This window comes from Microbacterium sp. LMC-P-041 (genome assembly GCF_030209555.1).
Classification (GTDB): domain Bacteria; phylum Actinomycetota; class Actinomycetes; order Actinomycetales; family Microbacteriaceae; genus Microbacterium.
This window is the reverse complement of the sequence record NZ_JARVRV010000008.1, coordinates 299,293-317,589: the sequence shown is the minus strand read 5'-3', so window position 1 is coordinate 317,589 and position 18,297 is coordinate 299,293. Positions and strand designations below refer to the sequence as shown.

The following is an 18,297-nucleotide window of genomic DNA, read 5'->3' as shown; positions in this document are numbered from 1 at the left end:
TCTTCTCGTTTCCCGCGGGGAGCGGGGGTGAATGCGATGATCGCCGTCTCTCCGTCACGCTACCCCGACCGTCGGACTTCGTCGGTGTGGTTGACAGCGGTCGGTCGGGCCTGCGAGCGCGGACACCCGTATGCCGGCGCAGCATGCATCGGAGTCCTGGTCCCGCTGTGCGAGAAAGCGCTATCCTGAAGCTCTTCCCGCCTCGGATCCAGGAGCGTCCCTCATGCCCATCGCCGCCGATGACCCCCGCCTGACGCATGCCTACGAGGCTGCGGCCACCCGCTACACCGACGTGCCGTTCCAGCGCGCAGGCTCCAGCGGGGTGAAGCTGCCGAAGGTGTCGCTCGGACTCTGGCAGAACTTCGGTCGCGACCGCACCTTCGACAGTCAGCGCGAGATCGTGCTGCACGCGTTCGACCGCGGTGTCGTGCACATCGACCTCGCGAACAACTACGGTCCGCCGTACGGGTCCGCCGAGTCGACGTTCGGCGCCGTCCTCGACAGCGGGCTCGCCCGCTACCGAGACGAGCTGTTCGTCACGACCAAGGCCGGCTACGACATGTGGCCGGGGCCGTTCGGCGACGGCGGATCGCGCAAGTACCTCATGCGCTCGCTCGAGCAGAGTCTGCAGCGCATGAACACCGACTACGTCGACGTGTTCTACTCGCACCGCCCCGACCCCGAGACCCCGCTGGAGGAGACGGTCGCGGCGCTCGCCGACATCGTGCGCAGCGGCAAGGCGCTGTACGTGGGCATCTCGAACTACCCGGCCGAGCTGGCGCGTCGCGCGTATCAGCTGCTCGCGGATCAGGGCGTGAGGCTGCTGCTGCACCAGCCGCGGTACTCGCTGTTCGACCGCACTCCCGAGGCCGAGCTGTTCGCGGCGCTGCGCGAGCTGGAGATCGGCAGCGCCGTGTTCTCGCCGCTCGCGCAGGGCCTGCTCACCGGCAAGTACATCGATGGTGACGTCCCGACCGACTCGCGTGCCGCGAACAGCCATTTCCTGAACGGGTCCGCGCTCACCGACAGCTACCTCGAGCGCATCCGCGGCATCGACCGCGTCGCGAAGGACGCGGGCCTCTCGATTCCCCAGCTCGCCGTCGCGTGGGTGCTGCGGGACTCCGTGGTGACCACCGCGATCATCGGTGCATCGCGCACGGGCCAGATCGACGACGCGGTGGCGGCCAGCCAGGTCGAGCTCTCCGACGACGTCGTCACCGCTCTCGAGGAGTTCGCTGCGGCGCCCGGCGCCAGCGTCGTCTGACTTTTTCCCTGGCGCTGCGTAATATTCCGGGCGGCAGCGAGTCTGTCTAGTGGGGCCCCTGTCACAGGGGGCGTACACAACGGACCTGGGGAGCACCAATGACCATCGCCTACGCGGATCCACGGACGCACCACTGGACCCATCGCGGTGCCGTGCCGCTGCCCGAACTTGCCTTCCAGCACATCCTCGGGGCGATCCTGCGGGGGGACTATCGGTCGGGCGACACGCTCAACACGATGCGCTTCGCCCGAGAGCTCGACATGTCGCTCAACCCGATCCGCGAAGCGATCATCCGGCTGCGCGACATCGGACTGGTCGAGGTCACTCCCGCGCGCTACACCAAGGTCGCGGACCTCACCGCACGCGAGTCGCGTGCCGCCATCAGCTACGCCGGCGTGCTCGCGGGGACGGCGCTCCGCACGGCGCTGCCCACGACGGCGGAAGGCGTCCGCTCCGATCTCGCGGCGTATGCCGAGGAGATCGGTCGCGCGCAGGCCGCAGCCGACCGCGACGCCGCGGCCATCGCGTTCCTCACCGCCGTCGACGACCTCGTGCGGCATCCGCGACAGGCGATGCACCTGGTCGAGGCCACGATCCTCGCTCAATGCGCGCTGCAGTTCTCCGAGACTGTACCCGGAGACGACGCGACACCCGGGCTGGTCGCTGCGGCCGAAGCCGTCGCCCACGCGATCCGTGCGGAAGATCCGGATGCCGTCGAAGGGGCCGTCCGCGCGCTCTTCGAGCACCTCGCCTAGGCGGCCTCCCCGCCTGACCCGTCGCTAGAGTCGGATGCATGACTGCGACGACGGTGTTGTTCATCGGTGGAACCGGAATCATCTCCTCGGCGGCGAGTGCGCTCGCGGCGTCCCGGGGGATGGAGGTCACTCTGCTGAATCGCGGACAGTCGCAGCGCGAGCCCGCTGACGGCGTCGAGGTGCTGAAGGCGGATGTGTCGGATGCAGCAGCGGTCGACGCCGCCCTCGCCGGTCGTGAGTTCGATGTCGTCGCCGACATGATCGCCTTCACGCCGGATCAGGTGCAGCGGGACATCGAGCGCTTCGAGGGCCGGACGGGACAGTACGTCTTCATCAGTTCGGCATCCGCCTACCAGAAGCCGGTCTCTCGTCTTCCGATCACCGAGTCCACACCGCTGCGCAATCCGTACTGGCAGTACTCGCGCGACAAGATCGCCTGCGAGGACCTGCTGACCGCCGCGTACCGGGATCGCGGATTCCCGGTCACGGTGCTGCGGCCTTCGCACACCTACGACAAGTGGACGATCCCGGCGTTCGGAGGGTGGACGGCGATCGACCGCATCCGCCGGGGTGAGGAGATCATCGTCCACGGCGACGGCACGTCGCTGTGGACGCTCACGCACTCGAGCGACTTCGCGGTCGGCTTCGCGGGGCTGCTCGGCAACCCGCTCGCCTACGGCGACACCTTCCAGATCACGAGCGACTTCGTCTACACCTGGAACGAGATCTACGCGATCCTCGGTCGCGCGGCGGGAGCAGAGCCGAAGATCCGGTACGCCACGAGTGCGGCGATCGAGGATGCCGCACCCGACCGCGCCGGGCAGCTCACGGGTGACATGGCGCACTCCGTCGTCTTCGACAACACCAAGGTCCGCCGCCTCGTGCCGGACTTCACCCCGCTCGTGCCACTGCACACGGCGGCGCGCGAGATCATCGACTGGCACGACGCGCATCCCGAGCTGCAGCGAGTCGACCCGGCCGTGAACGAGCTCTTCGACTCGCTCCTCGCCTGAGAGCGGCGCTCAGCCGGCGGCGAGCACGGCGAGGACGTTGCCGGCGGGGTCCGTGAACCAGGCGATGTCGGGCCCTCGATCGGGACCGCCTCGCAGGATGCCCTTCTCATCGGTGGCGAACTCCGAGTCGTCGTAGATCTTGGTCACGACGCCCCGCTCGTTGAGTTCGTCGACGGCTGCTTCGACGTCGTCCACCGGGAAGTTCAGGATCGTGAAGCTCGCGGGCTCATGGTTCGGCTTGCCGTAGACGAGGATCGATCCGCCGTCGGGCAGGCTGATGTCGAGGAACCCCATGGCATTGGTGGTGACGTCCATGCCGAGGGTGTCGCCGTAGAAGGAGCGGGCGGCGTCGATGTCGTCGACGCTGAACCCGCTGAACGCGTGTGTGGTCTGAAAGGCGGTCATGCCCTCAGCATGCGCCGCTCGCCCCGCGGTGTCCAGACCCTAGGGGTGCACCTGGTTGAGGAGATCATCGCCCGCGAGGAGGCGGGTCACGTTCTGGTCGACCAGGCGTGCCGCTCCGACCGGACGGTTGCCGGCGATGTGAGGGGTGATGAGCAGGTTCGGTGCGTCCCACAGCACGTCGGATGCCGGAAGCGGCTCGGACTTCGCGACGTCGATCGCCGCGGCGCGCAGCTGTCCCGACTCCAGCGCCGCGATCAGCGCAGCCTCGTCGACGGTCACACCACGACCGACGTTCACGAACACCGCGCCTGGCTTGAGCGCGAGGAAGAGCTCGGCGTCGAACAGGTCGGCGGTCTCGTCGGTGGCGGGCAGGATCGAGACGAGCACGTCGGTGTCAGCCAGCACGGCGGCTGCATCGGCATCCGAGTGCACCCGATACCCGGATCGCTCTCCGGCGGTGCGGGCGATGCCCTGCACCTCCGCGCCGAGTGCGGTGAGGAACGGCGCGAGCGTCGAGGCGATCGAACCGAATCCCCAGATGGTCACGCGGGCGCCGGACAGCGTGTAGAGCGCGCGAGTGGGCGCGGCGCTCTGCTCCTCGTTGAACGCCTCGTCCCAGACGTGCTCGCGCTGAGCGTCGCGCAGCCGGTCGAGACGTCGAACGGCGCTCAGGATCAGGGTCAGCGCATGCTCGGCGACGGGTCCGTCATGCAGCGAGCGACCGGAGCAGATGCGCACGTCGGCGCCGAACCCGGCGTTGAGAACCGCATCCGCGCCGGAGGCGAGGGCCTGGACGAGACGCAGGCGGGGCAGTGCGCGGGCGGCTTCCCGGAGCCACGACGAGGAGTTGTGCCAGACGACGAGCGCTTCGGCGTCACGGTGCTCGGCGGGAATCTCGGCGTCGATGTCGTAGACGACGGTCTCGACGTCTGCGGTCACCGGCAGCTCGATGGTGTTCGGGATCAGGATCTTCATGTGCGCCTCCAGGTCTCGGCGGTCAGTGGGGAGAATCGGTCGACTCGCGCCAGATGACGGTCAGCAGACCGTCGGGCTTCATCGGCTCATCGCCGCCGCGGACGGCTGCGATCAGACGGTGCATCGAGTAGGCACCCAGTCTCTCGCGGTCCTGCGACACGCTCGTCAGCGACGGCACGAGGAACGCGCTCTGGGGGTGATCGTCCCACCCCGTGACGGCGACGTCGTCGGGCAGCGTCCATCCGCGTCGTGTCGCCGCTCGGATGGCTCCGGTCGCGATCATGTCGTTGGCGGCGATCACGGCGAGCGGCGGTGCGTCTGCGGGCAGCCTGTCGACGGCGGCCTCGCCGGCGCTGCCGCTCCATTCCTCTCCGAACACACCGAGCGACTCGAGTCCGAGACGCTCGATCGCTTCGAGGTAGGCCGCGCGACGGGCTCGTGCCGACGGGAAGTCGTCGGGGCCGGCCAGATGCACGAATCTCCGATGTCCCTGTGCTGCGAGGCGTTCGATCATCTCGGTGATGGGTCGGGAATCGGTGAAAGCGCCGGTCATGTGCATCGCGTCGTCGAACTCGCCGACCGAGAGCACGACGGGGCCATCGGCGGGGGAGTCGGTGGCGGGCAGCGGCGTGAACGCGAGCACGCCCTCGTACTGCCCCGACCCGATGAGATCGGCGAGGCGATCGTCGCGCGCGGTCGCCTCCTCGGGCAGGCTCACCACCTCCACGACGTAGCCGGCCTCGCGCGCGGCGGAGATCGCGCCGGAGAGCAGAGTGAGCGGATTCATCGTGGCGATCGGCACGACGACGGCGAGGCGGCCGGTGCGCTGGGTGCGCATGGACCGGGCGGCCAGGTTGGGTCGGTAGTTCAGCTCGGATGCTGCGCGAAGCACCCGCTCGCGCGTCGCCTCGGAGATCCCCGGCCGCCCGGTGAAGACGAAAGAGACGGTGGACTGCGAGACCCCGGCGAGGTGGGCGACGTCGTGGCTGGTCGGGCGTTTCTCCACGGCATCCTCCTTTCCGGGCTTGACGTGGCGGGTGTCTGTCTCGATAGTATCTACTACGTCTTAGTAATACGTAGTAACACCTCATCGGGGAGGCAGCGAATGCTCAGGATCGGCATCATCGGCACCGGCGGGATCGCCGACGCGCACATCAGCGGATATCTCGCCTTCGCGGGCGACTGCGAGATCGCCGCGCTCGCCGACGTCATCCCCGGGCGGGCCGCGCAGAAGGCCGAGGCGTTCGGGCTCACGCGGGCGGCGACGTTCGATGATCCGCTCGCCATGATCGCCTCGGGTCTCGTCGACCTGGTGAGCATCGCGACCCCGCCGTCGACGCACGCCTCGCTCGCGATCGCTGCGCTCGATGCCGGCATCCACGTGCTGGTCGAGAAGCCCATGGCTCCGTCCCTCGAGGAGTGCGATGCGATGCTCGCCGCGCAGGAGCGTTCGGGCCGCGTGCTGTCCGTCGTCGCGCAGAACCGATTCCGCGACGATCTCGCCGCGCTGAAGGAGGTCGTCGACTCGGGTCTGCTGGGATCGATCTCGCACGTCCGGGTCGACTCGGCGTGGTGGCGTGGGCTGCCGTACTACGACCTCTGGTGGCGCGGCACTTGGGAGAAAGAGGGGGGCGGCTGCACGCTGAACCACGCCATCCACCACATCGACCTGCTGCTGTGGCTGCTCGGACGCCCGGCCGAGATCACGGCCATGCTCGCCAACGCGCAGCACGACAACGCCGAAGTCGAGGATCTCTCGGTCGCCGTCTTCCGCTACGAACGGGGGCTCGCGCAGCTGACCAGCTCCGTGGTGCACCACGGGGAGGAGCAGGCGATCGTGATCCAGGGGGCGAACGCCCGGGTGTCCCAGCCGTTCTCCGTCGTCGCCGAGCAGTCCCGACGCGACGGATTTCCCGCTGACGGCGGAGACCCCGAGGCCGTCGCACGCATCGAGGAGCTCGTCGCCGGCCGTGCCCCGCTCGCCCACCTCGGGCATGAGGGCCAGATCGGCGACCTGCTCAGCGCGATCCGTGAGGGGAGAGTCCCGATCGCCGGCGGACAGGACGGCCGCGATGCGGTCGAGGTGGTGACCGCGATCTACAAGTCCGGCTTCGAGCGCCAGTTCGTCTCGCTGCCGATCACGGCGTCCGATCCCTACTATCGGGCGGGACAGCTGGTGGCGAACGCCCCGCACTTCTTCGAGAAGACCGCGTCGCTCGTGGAGGCGGCATCGTGACCGCATCCTCGTTCCCCGGCGGCACATCGCTGTCGCACCTCGACGTCTACCCGGATGCCGCGCCGGACGGCATCTGCGGCGGCAGCCCTCACATGCACCTCGTCTCGACCGAGGCCTATGTCGTGATCTCCGGTGAGGGAGCCCTGCAGACGATCGACGCCGCCGGGTTCCATGAGACCCCGCTGAGGTCGGGGTCCGTCGTCTGGTTCACCCCTGGCACCATCCACCGTGCCGTGAACGGCGGCGACCTGCGGGTCGTCGTGCTGATGAGCGACGCCGGACTCCCCGAGGCGGGTGATGCGGTGATGACGTTCCCCGCCGAGATCGTGGGCGACCCCGACGCGTATGCGGCGGCGGCCTCGCTCGGAGACGATGCAGATGAACGCGCCGAGCGAGCGGCCCGACGACGCGATCTCGCCGTGACGGGATTCGAGACGCTGCGGGATGCCGTCTCGGGTGGGGATCACGGCGCGCTCCGCGCGTTCCATGCCGCCGCCGGTGTGCTCGTACGCCACCGCGCCGAGGCGTGGGGCGACCTCGTGCGCCAGGGTCCGCTGGCTCAGGCCGAGCGCTCGGTGGCGCTCGCCGATGCCGTGGCATCCGGTTCGGTGGCGCACCTGGCCGATGCTCGCGTGCACGAAGCCGTACCCTCGGGGGGAGACCGCGGATTCGGCATGTGCGGACGCCTGCGCACCTATGACATGAACCACGAGGAGACCCGGCGATGACCCGCACCTACACCTTCGATCCGCTCCCCGAACCTGTCGTCGCACCCGGCGAGTTCGTCTTCGCCGCGATCGGACTGGATCACGGTCACATCGTCGGCATGGTCGAGCAGCTGATCGAGGCCGGCGCGACCCTTTCGCTGGTCTTCGATGAGGACCCGGTGAAGATCGCCGACTTCCTCGAACGCTTCCCGCAGGCGCGTGCCGCCGCGAGCGAGCGGGAGGTGCTCGACGACTCGGAGGTGCGGCTCGTCGCCAGTGCATCGATCGCGAATCGGCGGGCTCCACTCGGCGTGCGCGTGCTCGACGCGGGCAAGGACTTCTTCGCCGACAAACCCGCCATCACGACGATGCACGACCTGGATGCCGCTCGAGAGGCCGTCGAGCGCACCGGGCGGAAGTTCGCCGTGTACTACGGCGAGCGCGTGCATTCCGAGGCGGCGATCCTCGCCGGCCAGCTGATCGATCGGGGCGCGATCGGCACCGTGCTGCAGGTCGCGTCATTCGGCCCCCATCGCATCGGCACGGGGCGGCCCGACTGGTTCTACGACCCCGAGCAGTACGGCGGCATCATCTGCGACATCGGCAGTCACAACTTCGAGCAGATGCTGTACTACACGGGCGCGACGACCGGCGAGATCGTGAGCTCGACCGTCGCCAACTACGCGCACCCCGACACTCCGGGCCTGCAGGACTTCGGAGACGCCCACGTCGTGCTCGACAACGGCACCACCGGCTACGTGCGCGTCGACTGGTTCACCCCGGCGGGGCTCGACGTCTTCGGCGACGGTCGCACCGTGCTGCTCGGCACCGACGGATACATCGAATTGCGCAAGTACACCGACATCACGACCGACAACGGCGGCGGACAGGTGCTGCTCGTCGATCAGGACGGACAGTTCCGCTTCGACGCGACAGGGAAGACGGGGTTCCCCTTCTTCGGCCAGCTGATCCGCGACTGCATCGACCGCACCGAGCACGCGATGACACAGGCGCACGCCTTCACGGCGGCGGAGCTGAGCATCATCGCCCAGCGGGACGCCAGGGTGCTGGCCGGCTGACGGCATCCGCCTCGCTCGTGTGCTCGGTCGTTCGGTCGCCCGCTCGGGAGGAGAACTGCGCTTCGGGAGGACGGATGCGGCGAATTCGTCCTCCCGACAAGGAGATCTCCTCCCGGCGGGGTGCGTTCCGGCGGGATCAGCCGACGAGCTGTGATGCCTGCCGGGCGGCGCCGAGCGCGACGTACTCGCCGGGCTCGGGCACCTCGACCGGCAGGCCGAGGATCTCCGGCGCGATGCGACGCACGGCCTCCGACTGCGCTCCGCCGCCGATCAGCAGGGCGCGTTCGAGCGGGATGCCGAGATCGCGCAGTGCATCGAGCCCGGCGCCGAGTCCTCGGAGCATCCCCTCGACGGCGGCGCGGGCGAGGTTCTCCCTGGTCGTCGAGGCGAGTGTCATCCCCGAGAGGGAGGCCGTGGCATCCGGCAGATTCGGGGTGCGCTCGCCCTCGAAGTAGGGGAGCAGAGTGAGGCCGCCCGCGCCGGGGGCGGCCCGCAGCGCGAGGTCGCTGAACTCGCTGTGCGTGACCCCGAGCAGCGCAGCGGTCACGTCGACCACCCGCGCGGCGTTGAGCGTGGCGACGAGAGGCAAGAAGTTGCCTGAGGCATCGGCGAAGCCCGCGACGGTCCCGGTCGGGTCACTCAGAGGAGTGGTGCTGATGGCGCAGACCGTGCCCGAGGTGCCGATCGACACGACCACATCACCCGGCACGGCGCCGAGTCCGAGCGCGGCGGCCGCGTTGTCACCCGCTCCCGCACCGACGCGCCGGTCGTCGGCATCCGTCACCCACTCGTCGTGGGCGAGCACCCGGGGGAGGATCGCGTCATGGCCGAGCGCCGCCACCAGCAGCTCGCGGTCATAGTCGCCCGTCGACGGGTTCCAGTATCCGGTGCCGGAGGCGTCGGACCGATCGGTCACCAGCTCGTCGAGCACGGGGTTGTCGGGCCCGAACCCGCGCAGACGCCACGTCAGCCAGTCGTGCGGCAGAGCGACGGCGGAGACCCGTGCCGCGTTCTCCGGTTCGTGGTCGCGCAGCCAGCGCAGCTTGGTGATCGTGAACGAGGCGACGGGCACGAGGCCGGTGCGGTCGGCGAGTTCGGACGCACCGAACTCGCCGATCAGATCCTGCGCCGCACCGGCGGAACGTGTGTCGTTCCACAGCAGCGCGTCGCGGATCACCGCGCCCGACTCGTCGAGCGCGACGAGGCCGTGCTGCTGCCCGCCGATCGACCACGCGGCGATGTCGTCGAGCGACCCCGCCTCCGCGATCGCGGCGTTCAGCGCCTGCCACCAGGCTTCGGGGTCGACCGACGTCCCCTCCGGGTGCGACGCGCGACCGGAGCGGACGACCGCCCCGGTCGACGTGTCGACGACGACGACCTTGCACGACTGGGTCGACGAGTCGACCCCGAGAACCAGTGGCATGACGATCAGCGAGCGCCGAGCAGGTGCTCGGTCGCGAGCTGCTGCAGCCGGACGAACCCGAAGCCCTTGCCGCCGAAGTACGAGTTCGCGTCGAAGTCCTCGTATGCCGAGCGATCGGCGAGGAAGTCGTCGTAGCTCTCTCCGGGGTTGAGGGTCGGCGTCGAGAGCTCGTCGACGCGGGCGGCGGCGAGCGCCTCCTGCACCTCGGGGTCGGCGCGGAATGCGGCCGCCCGCTCCTTGAGCAGCAGGTACGTGCGCATGTTCGCGGCGGCCGACTCCCACACGCCCTTCTCGTCTTCGGTGCGGCTCGGCTTGTAGTCGAAGTGACGGGGGCCGTCGTAGGCGGGCACTCCACCGGGGCCGCCGTTCTCGAGCAGATCGACGAGCGAGAAGGCGTTGTGCAGGTCGCCGTGTCCGAAGACGAGGTCCTGGTCGTACTTGATGCCGCGCTGGCCGTTGAGATCGATGTGGAAGAGCTTGCCGTGGAACAGCGCCTGAGCGATGCCCGCGGTGAAGTTGAGTCCTGCCATCTGCTCGTGCCCGACCTCGGGGTTCACGCCGACGAGCTCAGGGCGCTCGAGCGAGTCGATGAAGGCGATGGCGTGGCCCAGCGTCGGCAGCAGGATGTCGCCGCGCGGCTCGTTGGGCTTCGGCTCGATCGCGAAGCGGATGTCGTAGCCCTTGTCGGTGACGTAGTCGCCGAGCAGGTTGACGGCCTCGCGGTAGCGCTCGAGCGCCTGGCGGATGTCCTTGGCGGAGTCGTACTCGGCACCCTCGCGGCCACCCCACATGACGAAGGTCTTGGCCCCGAGCTCGGCACCGAGATCGAGCTGACGGAACACCTTGCGGAGTGCATAGCGGCGCACGTCGCGGTCGTTCGAGGTGAAACCGCCGTCCTTGAAGATCGGCGCGCTGAAGAGGTTGGTGGTGACCATCGGCACGACGAGGCCGGTGTCGGAGAGCGCACCCTTCAGGCGGTCGATCTGAGTCTGGCGCTCGGCATCGGTCGAGCCGAAGGCGAACAGGTCGTCGTCGTGGAAGGTCAGGCCGTACGCGCCGAGCTCGGCGAGCTTCTCGACGGCGTGCACCACGTCGAGCGCCGGGCGCGTGGGGCCGCCGAACGGGTCGGCGCCGTTGTAGCCGACGGTCCACAGGCCGAAGGAGAACTTGTCGTCACGGGTGGGGGTGGTCATGGCTGCTCCTGTGCAGGTCATCGAATAAGTTGTGATTCACAACATATCTCATGACAGAAGGTGCGTCCACCCCCTACAGTGAAGGGATGCCGACGCAGCCGAGCCCCGCGCTGGGCACCCGCCCGCACAACCTCGCCCTCCTCCTGCGGCTCGTGCACGAGAACGGCGCGCAGTCGAGAGCCGCTCTGACCGAGCAGACCGGGCTCAACCGCTCGACGATCGCCGACCTCGTCGCAGAGCTCGTCAGACGCGGTCTCGTCGACGAGCGCATACCCGACGTACCCGGCCGTGTGGGGCGCCCCTCACCGGTCGTGACGGCGTCGGCTCGCGTCGTCGCCATCGCGGTGAACCCTGAGGTCGACGCGATCGAGATCGCTGCGATCGGCCTCGACCGCAGCATCGTCCTGCGCGAGCGACTGCCGAACGAGACCGTTCCGAGGCCGGATGCGGTGGTGTCGACGATCGCCGATCGCATCGCCGCCTGGCGCGAAGGGACGCTCGCCGCGGCACGGATCGCGGCGATCGGTGTCGCGGTCCCCGGCCTCGTGCGAACATCCGACGGTGTCGTGCGCAATGCGCCTCATCTCGGCTGGACCGATGTGCCGCTCGCCGATCTCGTCCGTTCGGCGACGGCGTCTGCGGCTTTCGTCGACAACGACGCCACGCTCGGAGCCATCGCCGAGCACCGCTACGGCGCCGGCCGGGGGATCGACGACGTGGTCTACCTGAACGGAGGTGCGTCGGGTATCGGAGGCGGACTGATCATCCACGGGAGGCCGGTCGCCGGGGCGGGTGGGTACGCGGGGGAGTTCGGTCAGAACAGACCCCGGATCTCGGCAGACGCCGACCGCCGCACTCGCGACGGTGTGCTCGAGGCCGAGGTGAGCCGCCGGCTGCTTCTCGATGCGGTCGGCCTCGACTCGGCCGACGATGAGACGCTCGCCGCCGAGCTCTCCGAATCCGACTCGCCGGTGGTGGCCGCCGAGATCACGCGTCAGGCGCATGTGCTCGCGAGCGCGCTGGCCAATGCCGTGAACGTGCTCAATCCTGCTCTCGTGGTGCTGGGCGGATTCCTCGCCACCCTCGCCGATCTGCGGGCGGATCAGATCGTCGACGATGTGACGGCGCTCGCGATGTCGGAGAGCGCTGAGGCGCTCGAGATCCGCCCGGCCGCTCTCGGCGCTGACAGGCTGCTGATCGGCGCGGCCGAGCTGGCATTCGCCGACCTGCTCGCCGATCCGGGAGAGCGGAGCTGACCTCCGAGAAGCGATCGATCGGAACCGACACGGAAAGTCGGGTCGCAGATCGCCCTCGGGCCGCACGATGGTGGGGAAAGGAGGACCTCGTGATCGGAACGCTCAACGCACTGGTCGATCTCGTCGAGGCAGGCACCGGCGACGAGATCGACGTCGCCGGGTTCGCTCGCGTGCACGGCACGACGGAGTACCACCTGCGCCGGATGTTCTCGGCTCTGGCGGGGATGCCGCTGTCGGAATACGTCCGCCGTCGGCGGATGACGCTGGCCGGCGCAGAACTCGCCGCCGGCGCCCCGAACGTGCTCGACGTCGCCGTGCGACACGGGTACGGCTCGATCGAGGCGTTCGGCCGGGCGTTCCGCGCCGTGCACGGGATCAGCCCGGTCGATGCGCGCCGAGACGGGGGTCCTCTCCGCACACAACCCACGCTCCGGTTCCGCCTGAGCGTCGAAGGGAGCACCCCGATGCACGTCACCATCACCACCACCCCCGAGCTCGTCCTCGTCGGCCATGCCGCACGAGTGCCGCTCATCCACGAGGGCACCAATCCGCACATCCAGGCGCACATCTCCTCGATCGCCCCGGAGGAGCATGCTCGCCTCAAGGCGCTGAGCGATGCGCAGCCCGAGGGGATCCTGGCCATCACGGGGGACATCGCTCAGGATGCGCCGGAGGGCACCGAGCTCACCTACCTGCACGGAGTCTCCGTGCGGCCGACCACCTCGGTGCCCGACGATCTCGATGTCGTGAGGGTCGAGGCGGGCGCCTGGGCGGTCTTCGCCGCCACGGGGCCGTTCCCGGAGACCCTGCAGACACTGTGGGCGGCGACGGCGACGGAGTGGTTCCCGTCGAATCCGTGGCGGCTGCGGCCCGCGCCCTCGATCGTCCGGTATCTCGAGTTCACCGGGACGCACGCGTCCTGCGAGCTGTGGCTCGCGGTCGAGCCCGCCTGAGCGCGTCAGGGTGGTCGGCGCGGATGCGCGCCGACCACCCTGACGTCCGTCGCCCGTGCGACACTGTGCCGACGGTCGGATGCCGATTCCGCCGTGAGAGGACCCGCGATGGCGCTCGACCCGAAGAAGACCCTCGACGCCTATCAGGCGAAGCACGGGGAGTTCCGCATCCTCGATGTTCCCTCGATGCAGTATCTGATGGTCGACGGGGCGGGCGATCCCAACACCGCCCAGGCATACCAGGAGGCAGTGTCCGCACTCTTCCCGATCGCCTACGCGCTCAAGTTCGCGAGCAGGGAGCAGCTCGGGATCGACACGGTCGTGATGCCGCTCGAGGGGCAGTGGCACGCGCCCGACATGGAGTCGTTCACATCGCGCCGCGACAAATCGGCGTGGCGGTGGACTCTCCTGATCATGGTGCCCGACCACGTCACCCCGGAGATGTTCGACCACGCGGTCGACACGGTCGAGGCGAAGCTGGCGAAGAAGAAGCAGCCTGCACCCGCCCTCCGCTCTGTGCGTCTCGAGACCCTCGACGAAGGGCTCAGCGTGCAGACGCTCCATATCGGCTCCTACGACGACGAGGCCCCGGTGCTCGACGGGCTGCACCATCGATTCATCCCCGAGAACGGCCTGTCGATGACGGGCCTGCACCACGAGATCTACCTCAGCGATGTCCGACGGGTCGAACCGGCGAAGCTCCGGACGATCCTGCGCCAACCCGTCGAGAGAGCGACCTGACGAGGGCGGCTCTCGGCACCGACGCAACCCCCTCCGACGTCTTCGCGCCGACAGATATCCTGCTCGGATGACCTCAGCGAAGGGTGCCGCGCGCACGGCGCAGCGATCCGATGCCTTCCGGCGCGTGGCGCGGGCGGGATTCGTGGTGATCGGCCTCGTGCACATCATCATCGGGGCGATCGCCGTGTCGATCGCCAGCGGCGGCGGTGGAGACGCCGATCAGGACGGCGCGATGGAGCAGATCCGTTCGACGCCCGTCGGCGGGCTGGTCCTCGGCGTGATCGCGGTGGCCCTGATCGCGCTCGCGGTCTGGCAGGTCGCCAGTGGTCTCCTCACCGGAGGCAAGGAGACCAGGAAGTGGGGGATGAGGATCAAGCTGATCGGCATCGCGGGCGCGTACCTCGTGATCGCCGGCTTGGCCCTGATCTTCGCCTTCGGCGGGCACGTCGAATCCGAAGACACCTCTCGGGCGCTCAGCGCCGTCGTGCTCTCGGCGCCGGGTGGCATCGTGGCGCTCATCGTCCTCGGTCTGACCGTCGCGGGTGTCGGCATCGGATTCATCGTCATCGGATTCACTCGGGGCTTCGATAAGACGATGGATGTCCCGACGGGCCCGTCGCGGCCCGGGATCATCGCCCTCGGAGTCGCCGGCTACATCGCCAAGGGAATCGCGATCGCGGTCACCGGAGCGCTCTTCGTGGTCGCCGCGTGGACGCAGGATCCGCAGAAGGCCGCTGGTCTCGATGCGGCTCTGCGGAGCCTCGTCGACCTGCCCCTGGGCCGAGCGATCCTCTGGCTCGTCGGGGTCGGACTCGCGATCTACGGCGTCTTCTCGATGGTCCGCGCCCGCTTCGCGCGTATGTGAGTCTCGGCCTCAGGCGTTCGCAGGCTTGTCGTTCCACAGCAGGAGGAACGCGCCGAGCCCGATCATGAGCACGCCGCCGGTGGCGCCCATCGCCTCGATGCGTCGCGGAGAGCGTCCGAACCATTCGCGCGCGGCGCTCGCCAGCAGCACCCAGATCGCATCGCAGGCCACTCCGATCGCGACGACGATCGTGCCGAGCACGAAGAGCTGCATCGGCACCGACCCTGCGTGCAGGTCGACGAACTGAGGAAGGATCGCCAGGAAGAAGGCGATCGACTTGGGGTTGGTGACCCCGACGACGAACCCCTCACCGAGCAGACGCACGCCTGATCGCCGTGCCACAGGTCCTGTCACCGTGGCCGCGGCATCTTTTCGATGCCGGATGGCCTGGACGCCGAGGAAGACGAGGTAGCCGGCGCCCAGCACCTTCACGATCGTGAACAGCACGATCGACTGCGCCACGACGGTGCCGACGCCCAAAGCGACGGCGATGACGAGCAGGATCGAGCCGAGCGCCGTGCCCAGGATGCTGAGGAACCCGCCCAGTCTCCCCAGGGCCATCGCCCGGCCGATCGTGAACAGCACTGTCGGTCCGGGGATCACGACCATGACGAACGCGGCCACGACGAAGGTCGCGAGGGTCTCGGCGCTGAACATGGTGCGAGCTTAGGGCAGCCCGAAGAGCCCCCCCGAAAAGTTTTCTCCCTCGCCCGTCATAAAAAGTCCGCGCCGGGGTCTGGGTATGTGACGGGCGGCTTCTGCTTCCTGTCTCGCACTGGGGACACACACGACTTTCGGGGACAGGCATCCGCTTCTCGCGCTCCGCCGTATCCGGCGGGCCGAGGGCATGCCGGGATTGGGACATTCATGAGCATTCGCTCGCACCACCGCACGACGGAGCGGTCATTACGCTCCGCAGTCGCGCCTCGCCGACGGGCGATCACGCGGCTGCTCGGCGTGCTCGCCATCGCCGGCGTGCTCGTCGCCGGAGCGACGCTCGCCCCCAACAGTGGAATCACAGCCGCGGCGACGGTGCCCGGCACACCGGGAACGCCTCAGCCGGGTACTCCGGTGTACACCGAAGACTTCTCGAATCAGAGCGCAGCACTCGCCGCACGGTCGATCACCACCTACGTCGGCGGTGCGGCAGCGGCGAACTCGACGTACACGGCTTCGACGCAGTACACCCCGGCCGGAAACCAGTGCAACGGCTGGATCATGAGCGGTGCGACTCCGACGGCGCCCGTCACTGACCTGGGCTGCCTGAACAACGTCAGCACGACGTGGACGACGCTGCAGCAGATGGCTCGTGCGCTCGGAGTCGCGCAGGGCCAGACGACGACGCAGGCCGCGACCAACCAGGTGCTGACGTCGTACACGAATGCGACGAACGGAGCGATCGCCGCGGGCACGCAGTTCCGCACGGTCAACACCATCCCGGCCATCGGCGGTCACTACTACGCGGTCTCCGCATACTTCGCTGCGGTCAACTGTCCCGCAGCCGGCGGAGCGAACCAGCCCAAGGAGACCTTCAGCCTCCTCGTGAACGGCACCCCGATCGTGCTCAGCACGGGACTCAACCCCTGCACGAACAACACGGTCTGGGAGACGCAGATCGCGAAGCTGCAGTCCGCGGCATATCAGGTGCCGGTCGGAACCACGGCGAACCTCGGTCTGATGCTCTACAACGCGACGGCCACCGGCGCGGGCAACGACGTCGCCTTCGATCTGCCGCAGATCGTCGATGTGACCCCGCAGCTCGACAAGGCGTTCAGCCCGACCGTGATCACCAACGGCTCGACGTCGAAGATGACGCTGACCGTCACGAACACGACCGACCTGATGGCCAAGAGCGACTGGACCATCACCGACGCGCTGCCGACGAACCTCAAGATCGCCGCGGCCCCGAACGTCGGCGGCACCTGCACGCAGCGCACCGGTGCGGCTTATGTGGTCACGGCACCGGCCGGCGGAACCTCGGTGTCGGTCACCGGCGGCGACCTCGCCCTCGGACAGGCATCGTGCACGATCACGGTCGATGTCACCTCGACGGTGAACGGCACCTACATCAACGGTCCCGCCAACATCACGACGAACCTGAACCCGCCGGCCAACGCGTCGCTCGAGGTCATCCAGCCGTCGATCGACATCGTCAAGAGCATCACCGCCGTGAACGGCGTCGCCGTGACGAGCGACACCGATCCCGACAAGGTGTACTCGAAGGTCGGCGACGTCATCACCTACAGCTTCGTGGCGACCAACACGACTCCCAAGGCCGCGACGAACACGACGCTCAACACGAACCTCACGAACGTGCGGATCACCGAGGACACGTTCTCGGGTGCGGGCGACATGACGACGCTGTCCTGCACACCGATTCAGGGATCCACACTCGCCAGTGGCGCCAAGATGACCTGCACGGCCACCTACGTGGTGCAGCAGGCGGACCTCGACAGCGCTCCGCTGACGAACGTCGCACGGGCCACCGGAACGCCGGCGGTCGGACCGAACGTCACGGACACCGATGACGAGATCATCCCCGCCACCTGGACGCCCGCTCTCGTGCTCGACAAGACCGCCTCGGTCGTGGACATCGATCAGGACGGCGTGACCGGGCTCGGCGACCACATCATGTACGCGTTCACCGTCACCAACACCGGAAACATCACGGTCGCGAACATCACCGTGGTCGATGACCGCCTGACGCAGCGCAACATCACCGTCACCTGCACGCCCACGACGATCGCGCCGACCCAGATCTCGACGTGCGCCGCGAATGCGCCGTACGTCATAGGCCAGGCAGACGTCGACGCGAAGAAGGTCATCAACACGGCCTACTCCACGGGAACCGACCCCAAGGGCGGTCCGGTGCGCTCGAACAACGACAGCACCGAGACCCCCGTCGAGCCGTTCCGCATCCCGCTGAAGATCGAGAAGGTCGGCGAAGCGGCAGCGAACACCTGGGTGCGCATGGACGGCTCCTCGTTCGCGGTGCTCGCAGACGCGAACGGGCAGCCGGGCACGGCGCTTCCCTTCACCATCAACGGGGTCGAGACCGGTCTGTTCCAGATCGACAGCATCCCGGCCGGCACGTACTGGTTGAGCGAGCTGACGGCACCCGACGGGTTCAGCCTGCTCGCCGCTCCCGTGAAGTTCGTCATCAACCCGGACCGCACGGTGAGCATCACCGCAGGCGGCGATCAGGCGGTGACCTCCACCGGTCAGATCATCACGGTGCGCGACGTGCCGGCGCTGACCCTTCCGACCACCGGAGGGACGGGCGCACTGCCCTACATCCTCGCCGGTTCCCTGACCGTGCTCGGCGCGGGCGGGCTGGCCCTCTGGGTCCGCCGACGCAACACACGTGCCGACACCACAGACCCGCAGATCTGATCTGCACTTCTCACAATCCACCATCTGCAACCCACCAGG

The 18,297-nt window shown here is 68.6% G+C and carries 17 protein-coding genes; 11 read left to right on the top strand and 6 right to left on the bottom strand.

What is annotated here, in order from left to right:
* Window positions 1–223 precede the first annotated feature (223 nt).
* The 3 genes from QRN21_RS16165 to QRN21_RS16155 all read left to right on the top strand — a co-directional run bounded on the left by QRN21_RS16165 (window position 224) and on the right by QRN21_RS16155 (window position 3,032).
* A complete protein-coding gene (locus QRN21_RS16165; RefSeq protein ID WP_285365249.1) occupies window positions 224–1,264 on the top strand; it encodes an aldo/keto reductase in 1,041 nt (346 codons plus the stop codon).
* Between the two features lie 98 nt (window positions 1,265–1,362).
* Window positions 1,363–2,019, top strand: coding sequence for a GntR family transcriptional regulator (locus QRN21_RS16160; protein ID WP_285365246.1), 657 nt, complete (start codon window positions 1,363–1,365; stop codon window positions 2,017–2,019).
* 38 nt (window positions 2,020–2,057) lie between these two features.
* On the top strand, window positions 2,058–3,032 hold the full coding sequence (locus QRN21_RS16155; protein ID WP_285365244.1) for an NAD-dependent epimerase/dehydratase family protein: 975 nt from the start codon (window positions 2,058–2,060) through the stop codon (window positions 3,030–3,032).
* 9 nt (window positions 3,033–3,041) lie between these two features.
* Here QRN21_RS16155 and QRN21_RS16150 read toward each other — a convergent pair whose 3' ends face one another.
* From QRN21_RS16150 to QRN21_RS16140, 3 genes are read right to left on the bottom strand one after another with little or no spacing between them, the layout of a single operon-like run.
* Window positions 3,042–3,437 carry a VOC family protein gene (locus QRN21_RS16150; protein ID WP_053098770.1) on the bottom strand — a complete coding sequence of 132 codons (396 nt, stop codon included), beginning with the start codon at window positions 3,435–3,437 and terminating at the stop codon, window positions 3,042–3,044.
* A gap of 39 nt (window positions 3,438–3,476) precedes the next feature.
* Window positions 3,477–4,412: an NAD(P)-dependent oxidoreductase gene (locus tag QRN21_RS16145; protein ID WP_056276856.1), complete on the bottom strand. Its 936-nt coding sequence runs from the start codon at window positions 4,410–4,412 to the stop codon at window positions 3,477–3,479.
* Between the two features lie 22 nt (window positions 4,413–4,434).
* Entirely contained in the window at window positions 4,435–5,418 is a 984-nt protein-coding gene (locus QRN21_RS16140; RefSeq protein ID WP_056276859.1) for a LacI family DNA-binding transcriptional regulator, read from the bottom strand.
* 99 nt (window positions 5,419–5,517) lie between these two features.
* Here QRN21_RS16140 and QRN21_RS16135 point away from each other — a divergent pair, with 99 nt between their 5' ends.
* Genes QRN21_RS16135 through QRN21_RS16125 form a run of 3 tightly spaced genes read left to right on the top strand, consistent with a single transcriptional unit; the run spans window position 5,518 to window position 8,434 of the window.
* Complete coding sequence (locus tag QRN21_RS16135; RefSeq protein ID WP_285365239.1) at window positions 5,518–6,648, top strand: Gfo/Idh/MocA family protein; 1,131 nt, start codon at window positions 5,518–5,520, stop codon at window positions 6,646–6,648.
* Entirely contained in the window at window positions 6,645–7,376 is a 732-nt protein-coding gene (locus QRN21_RS16130; protein ID WP_157538080.1) for a cupin domain-containing protein, read from the top strand. Before QRN21_RS16135 ends, QRN21_RS16130 begins: the two co-directional genes overlap by 4 nt.
* Complete coding sequence (locus tag QRN21_RS16125) at window positions 7,373–8,434, top strand: Gfo/Idh/MocA family protein (RefSeq protein WP_285365237.1); 1,062 nt, start codon at window positions 7,373–7,375, stop codon at window positions 8,432–8,434. Before QRN21_RS16130 ends, QRN21_RS16125 begins: the two co-directional genes overlap by 4 nt.
* Window positions 8,435–8,570: 136 nt before the next feature.
* On the opposite strand, the gene xylB is transcribed toward QRN21_RS16125, so the two are convergent.
* Window positions 8,571–9,857: a xylulokinase gene (gene xylB, locus QRN21_RS16120; RefSeq protein WP_285365234.1), complete on the bottom strand. Its 1,287-nt coding sequence runs from the start codon at window positions 9,855–9,857 to the stop codon at window positions 8,571–8,573.
* Window positions 9,858–9,862: 5 nt separating this feature from the next.
* Entirely contained in the window at window positions 9,863–11,050 is a 1,188-nt protein-coding gene (gene xylA, locus QRN21_RS16115; protein WP_056276871.1) for a xylose isomerase, read from the bottom strand.
* An 86-nt stretch (window positions 11,051–11,136) separates the two neighbouring features.
* Here xylA and QRN21_RS16110 point away from each other — a divergent pair, with 86 nt between their 5' ends.
* The 4 genes from QRN21_RS16110 (at window position 11,137) to QRN21_RS16095 (ending at window position 14,865) form a co-directional block, all read left to right on the top strand.
* A complete protein-coding gene (locus QRN21_RS16110; RefSeq protein WP_285365231.1) occupies window positions 11,137–12,306 on the top strand; it encodes an ROK family protein in 1,170 nt (389 codons plus the stop codon).
* A gap of 89 nt (window positions 12,307–12,395) precedes the next feature.
* Window positions 12,396–13,259: an AraC family transcriptional regulator gene (locus QRN21_RS16105; RefSeq protein ID WP_072590736.1), complete on the top strand. Its 864-nt coding sequence runs from the start codon at window positions 12,396–12,398 to the stop codon at window positions 13,257–13,259.
* 108 nt (window positions 13,260–13,367) lie between these two features.
* Window positions 13,368–14,000, top strand: a complete 633-nt coding sequence (locus QRN21_RS16100; protein WP_056276881.1) for a GyrI-like domain-containing protein — start codon at window positions 13,368–13,370, stop codon at window positions 13,998–14,000.
* 67 nt (window positions 14,001–14,067) lie between these two features.
* A complete protein-coding gene (locus QRN21_RS16095; protein WP_285365225.1) occupies window positions 14,068–14,865 on the top strand; it encodes a DUF1206 domain-containing protein in 798 nt (265 codons plus the stop codon).
* A 9-nt stretch (window positions 14,866–14,874) separates the two neighbouring features.
* Here the strand turns inward: QRN21_RS16095 and QRN21_RS16090 are convergent, their stop codons facing one another.
* Window positions 14,875–15,522 (bottom strand): LysE family translocator, encoded by a 648-nt coding sequence (locus QRN21_RS16090; protein ID WP_285365223.1) that lies wholly within the window; start codon window positions 15,520–15,522, stop codon window positions 14,875–14,877.
* A gap of 210 nt (window positions 15,523–15,732) precedes the next feature.
* Between QRN21_RS16090 and QRN21_RS16085 the strand changes: the two genes are divergently transcribed.
* Window positions 15,733–18,258 carry a prealbumin-like fold domain-containing protein gene (locus tag QRN21_RS16085; RefSeq protein ID WP_056276887.1) on the top strand — a complete coding sequence of 842 codons (2,526 nt, stop codon included), beginning with the start codon at window positions 15,733–15,735 and terminating at the stop codon, window positions 18,256–18,258.
* The last annotated feature ends 39 nt before the right edge of the window (window positions 18,259–18,297 follow it).

Coding starts and splice junctions, on each gene's coding strand:
- QRN21_RS16090 (WP_285365223.1), bottom strand. CDS start 15,522: ATGTTCAGCGCCGAGACCCTCGCGACCTTCGTCGTGGCCGCGTTCGTC.
- QRN21_RS16125 (WP_285365237.1), top strand. CDS start 7,373: ATGACCCGCACCTACACCTTCGATCCGCTCCCCGAACCTGTCGTCGCA.
- xylB (WP_285365234.1), bottom strand. CDS start 9,857: ATGCCACTGGTTCTCGGGGTCGACTCGTCGACCCAGTCGTGCAAGGTC.
- QRN21_RS16135 (WP_285365239.1), top strand. CDS start 5,518: ATGCTCAGGATCGGCATCATCGGCACCGGCGGGATCGCCGACGCGCAC.
- xylA (WP_056276871.1), bottom strand. CDS start 11,050: ATGACCACCCCCACCCGTGACGACAAGTTCTCCTTCGGCCTGTGGACC.
- QRN21_RS16085 (WP_056276887.1), top strand. CDS start 15,733: ATGAGCATTCGCTCGCACCACCGCACGACGGAGCGGTCATTACGCTCC.
- QRN21_RS16155 (WP_285365244.1), top strand. CDS start 2,058: ATGACTGCGACGACGGTGTTGTTCATCGGTGGAACCGGAATCATCTCC.
- QRN21_RS16100 (WP_056276881.1), top strand. CDS start 13,368: ATGGCGCTCGACCCGAAGAAGACCCTCGACGCCTATCAGGCGAAGCAC.
- QRN21_RS16110 (WP_285365231.1), top strand. CDS start 11,137: ATGCCGACGCAGCCGAGCCCCGCGCTGGGCACCCGCCCGCACAACCTC.
- QRN21_RS16165 (WP_285365249.1), top strand. CDS start 224: ATGCCCATCGCCGCCGATGACCCCCGCCTGACGCATGCCTACGAGGCT.
- QRN21_RS16095 (WP_285365225.1), top strand. CDS start 14,068: ATGACCTCAGCGAAGGGTGCCGCGCGCACGGCGCAGCGATCCGATGCC.
- QRN21_RS16145 (WP_056276856.1), bottom strand. CDS start 4,412: ATGAAGATCCTGATCCCGAACACCATCGAGCTGCCGGTGACCGCAGAC.
- QRN21_RS16150 (WP_053098770.1), bottom strand. CDS start 3,437: ATGACCGCCTTTCAGACCACACACGCGTTCAGCGGGTTCAGCGTCGAC.
- QRN21_RS16160 (WP_285365246.1), top strand. CDS start 1,363: ATGACCATCGCCTACGCGGATCCACGGACGCACCACTGGACCCATCGC.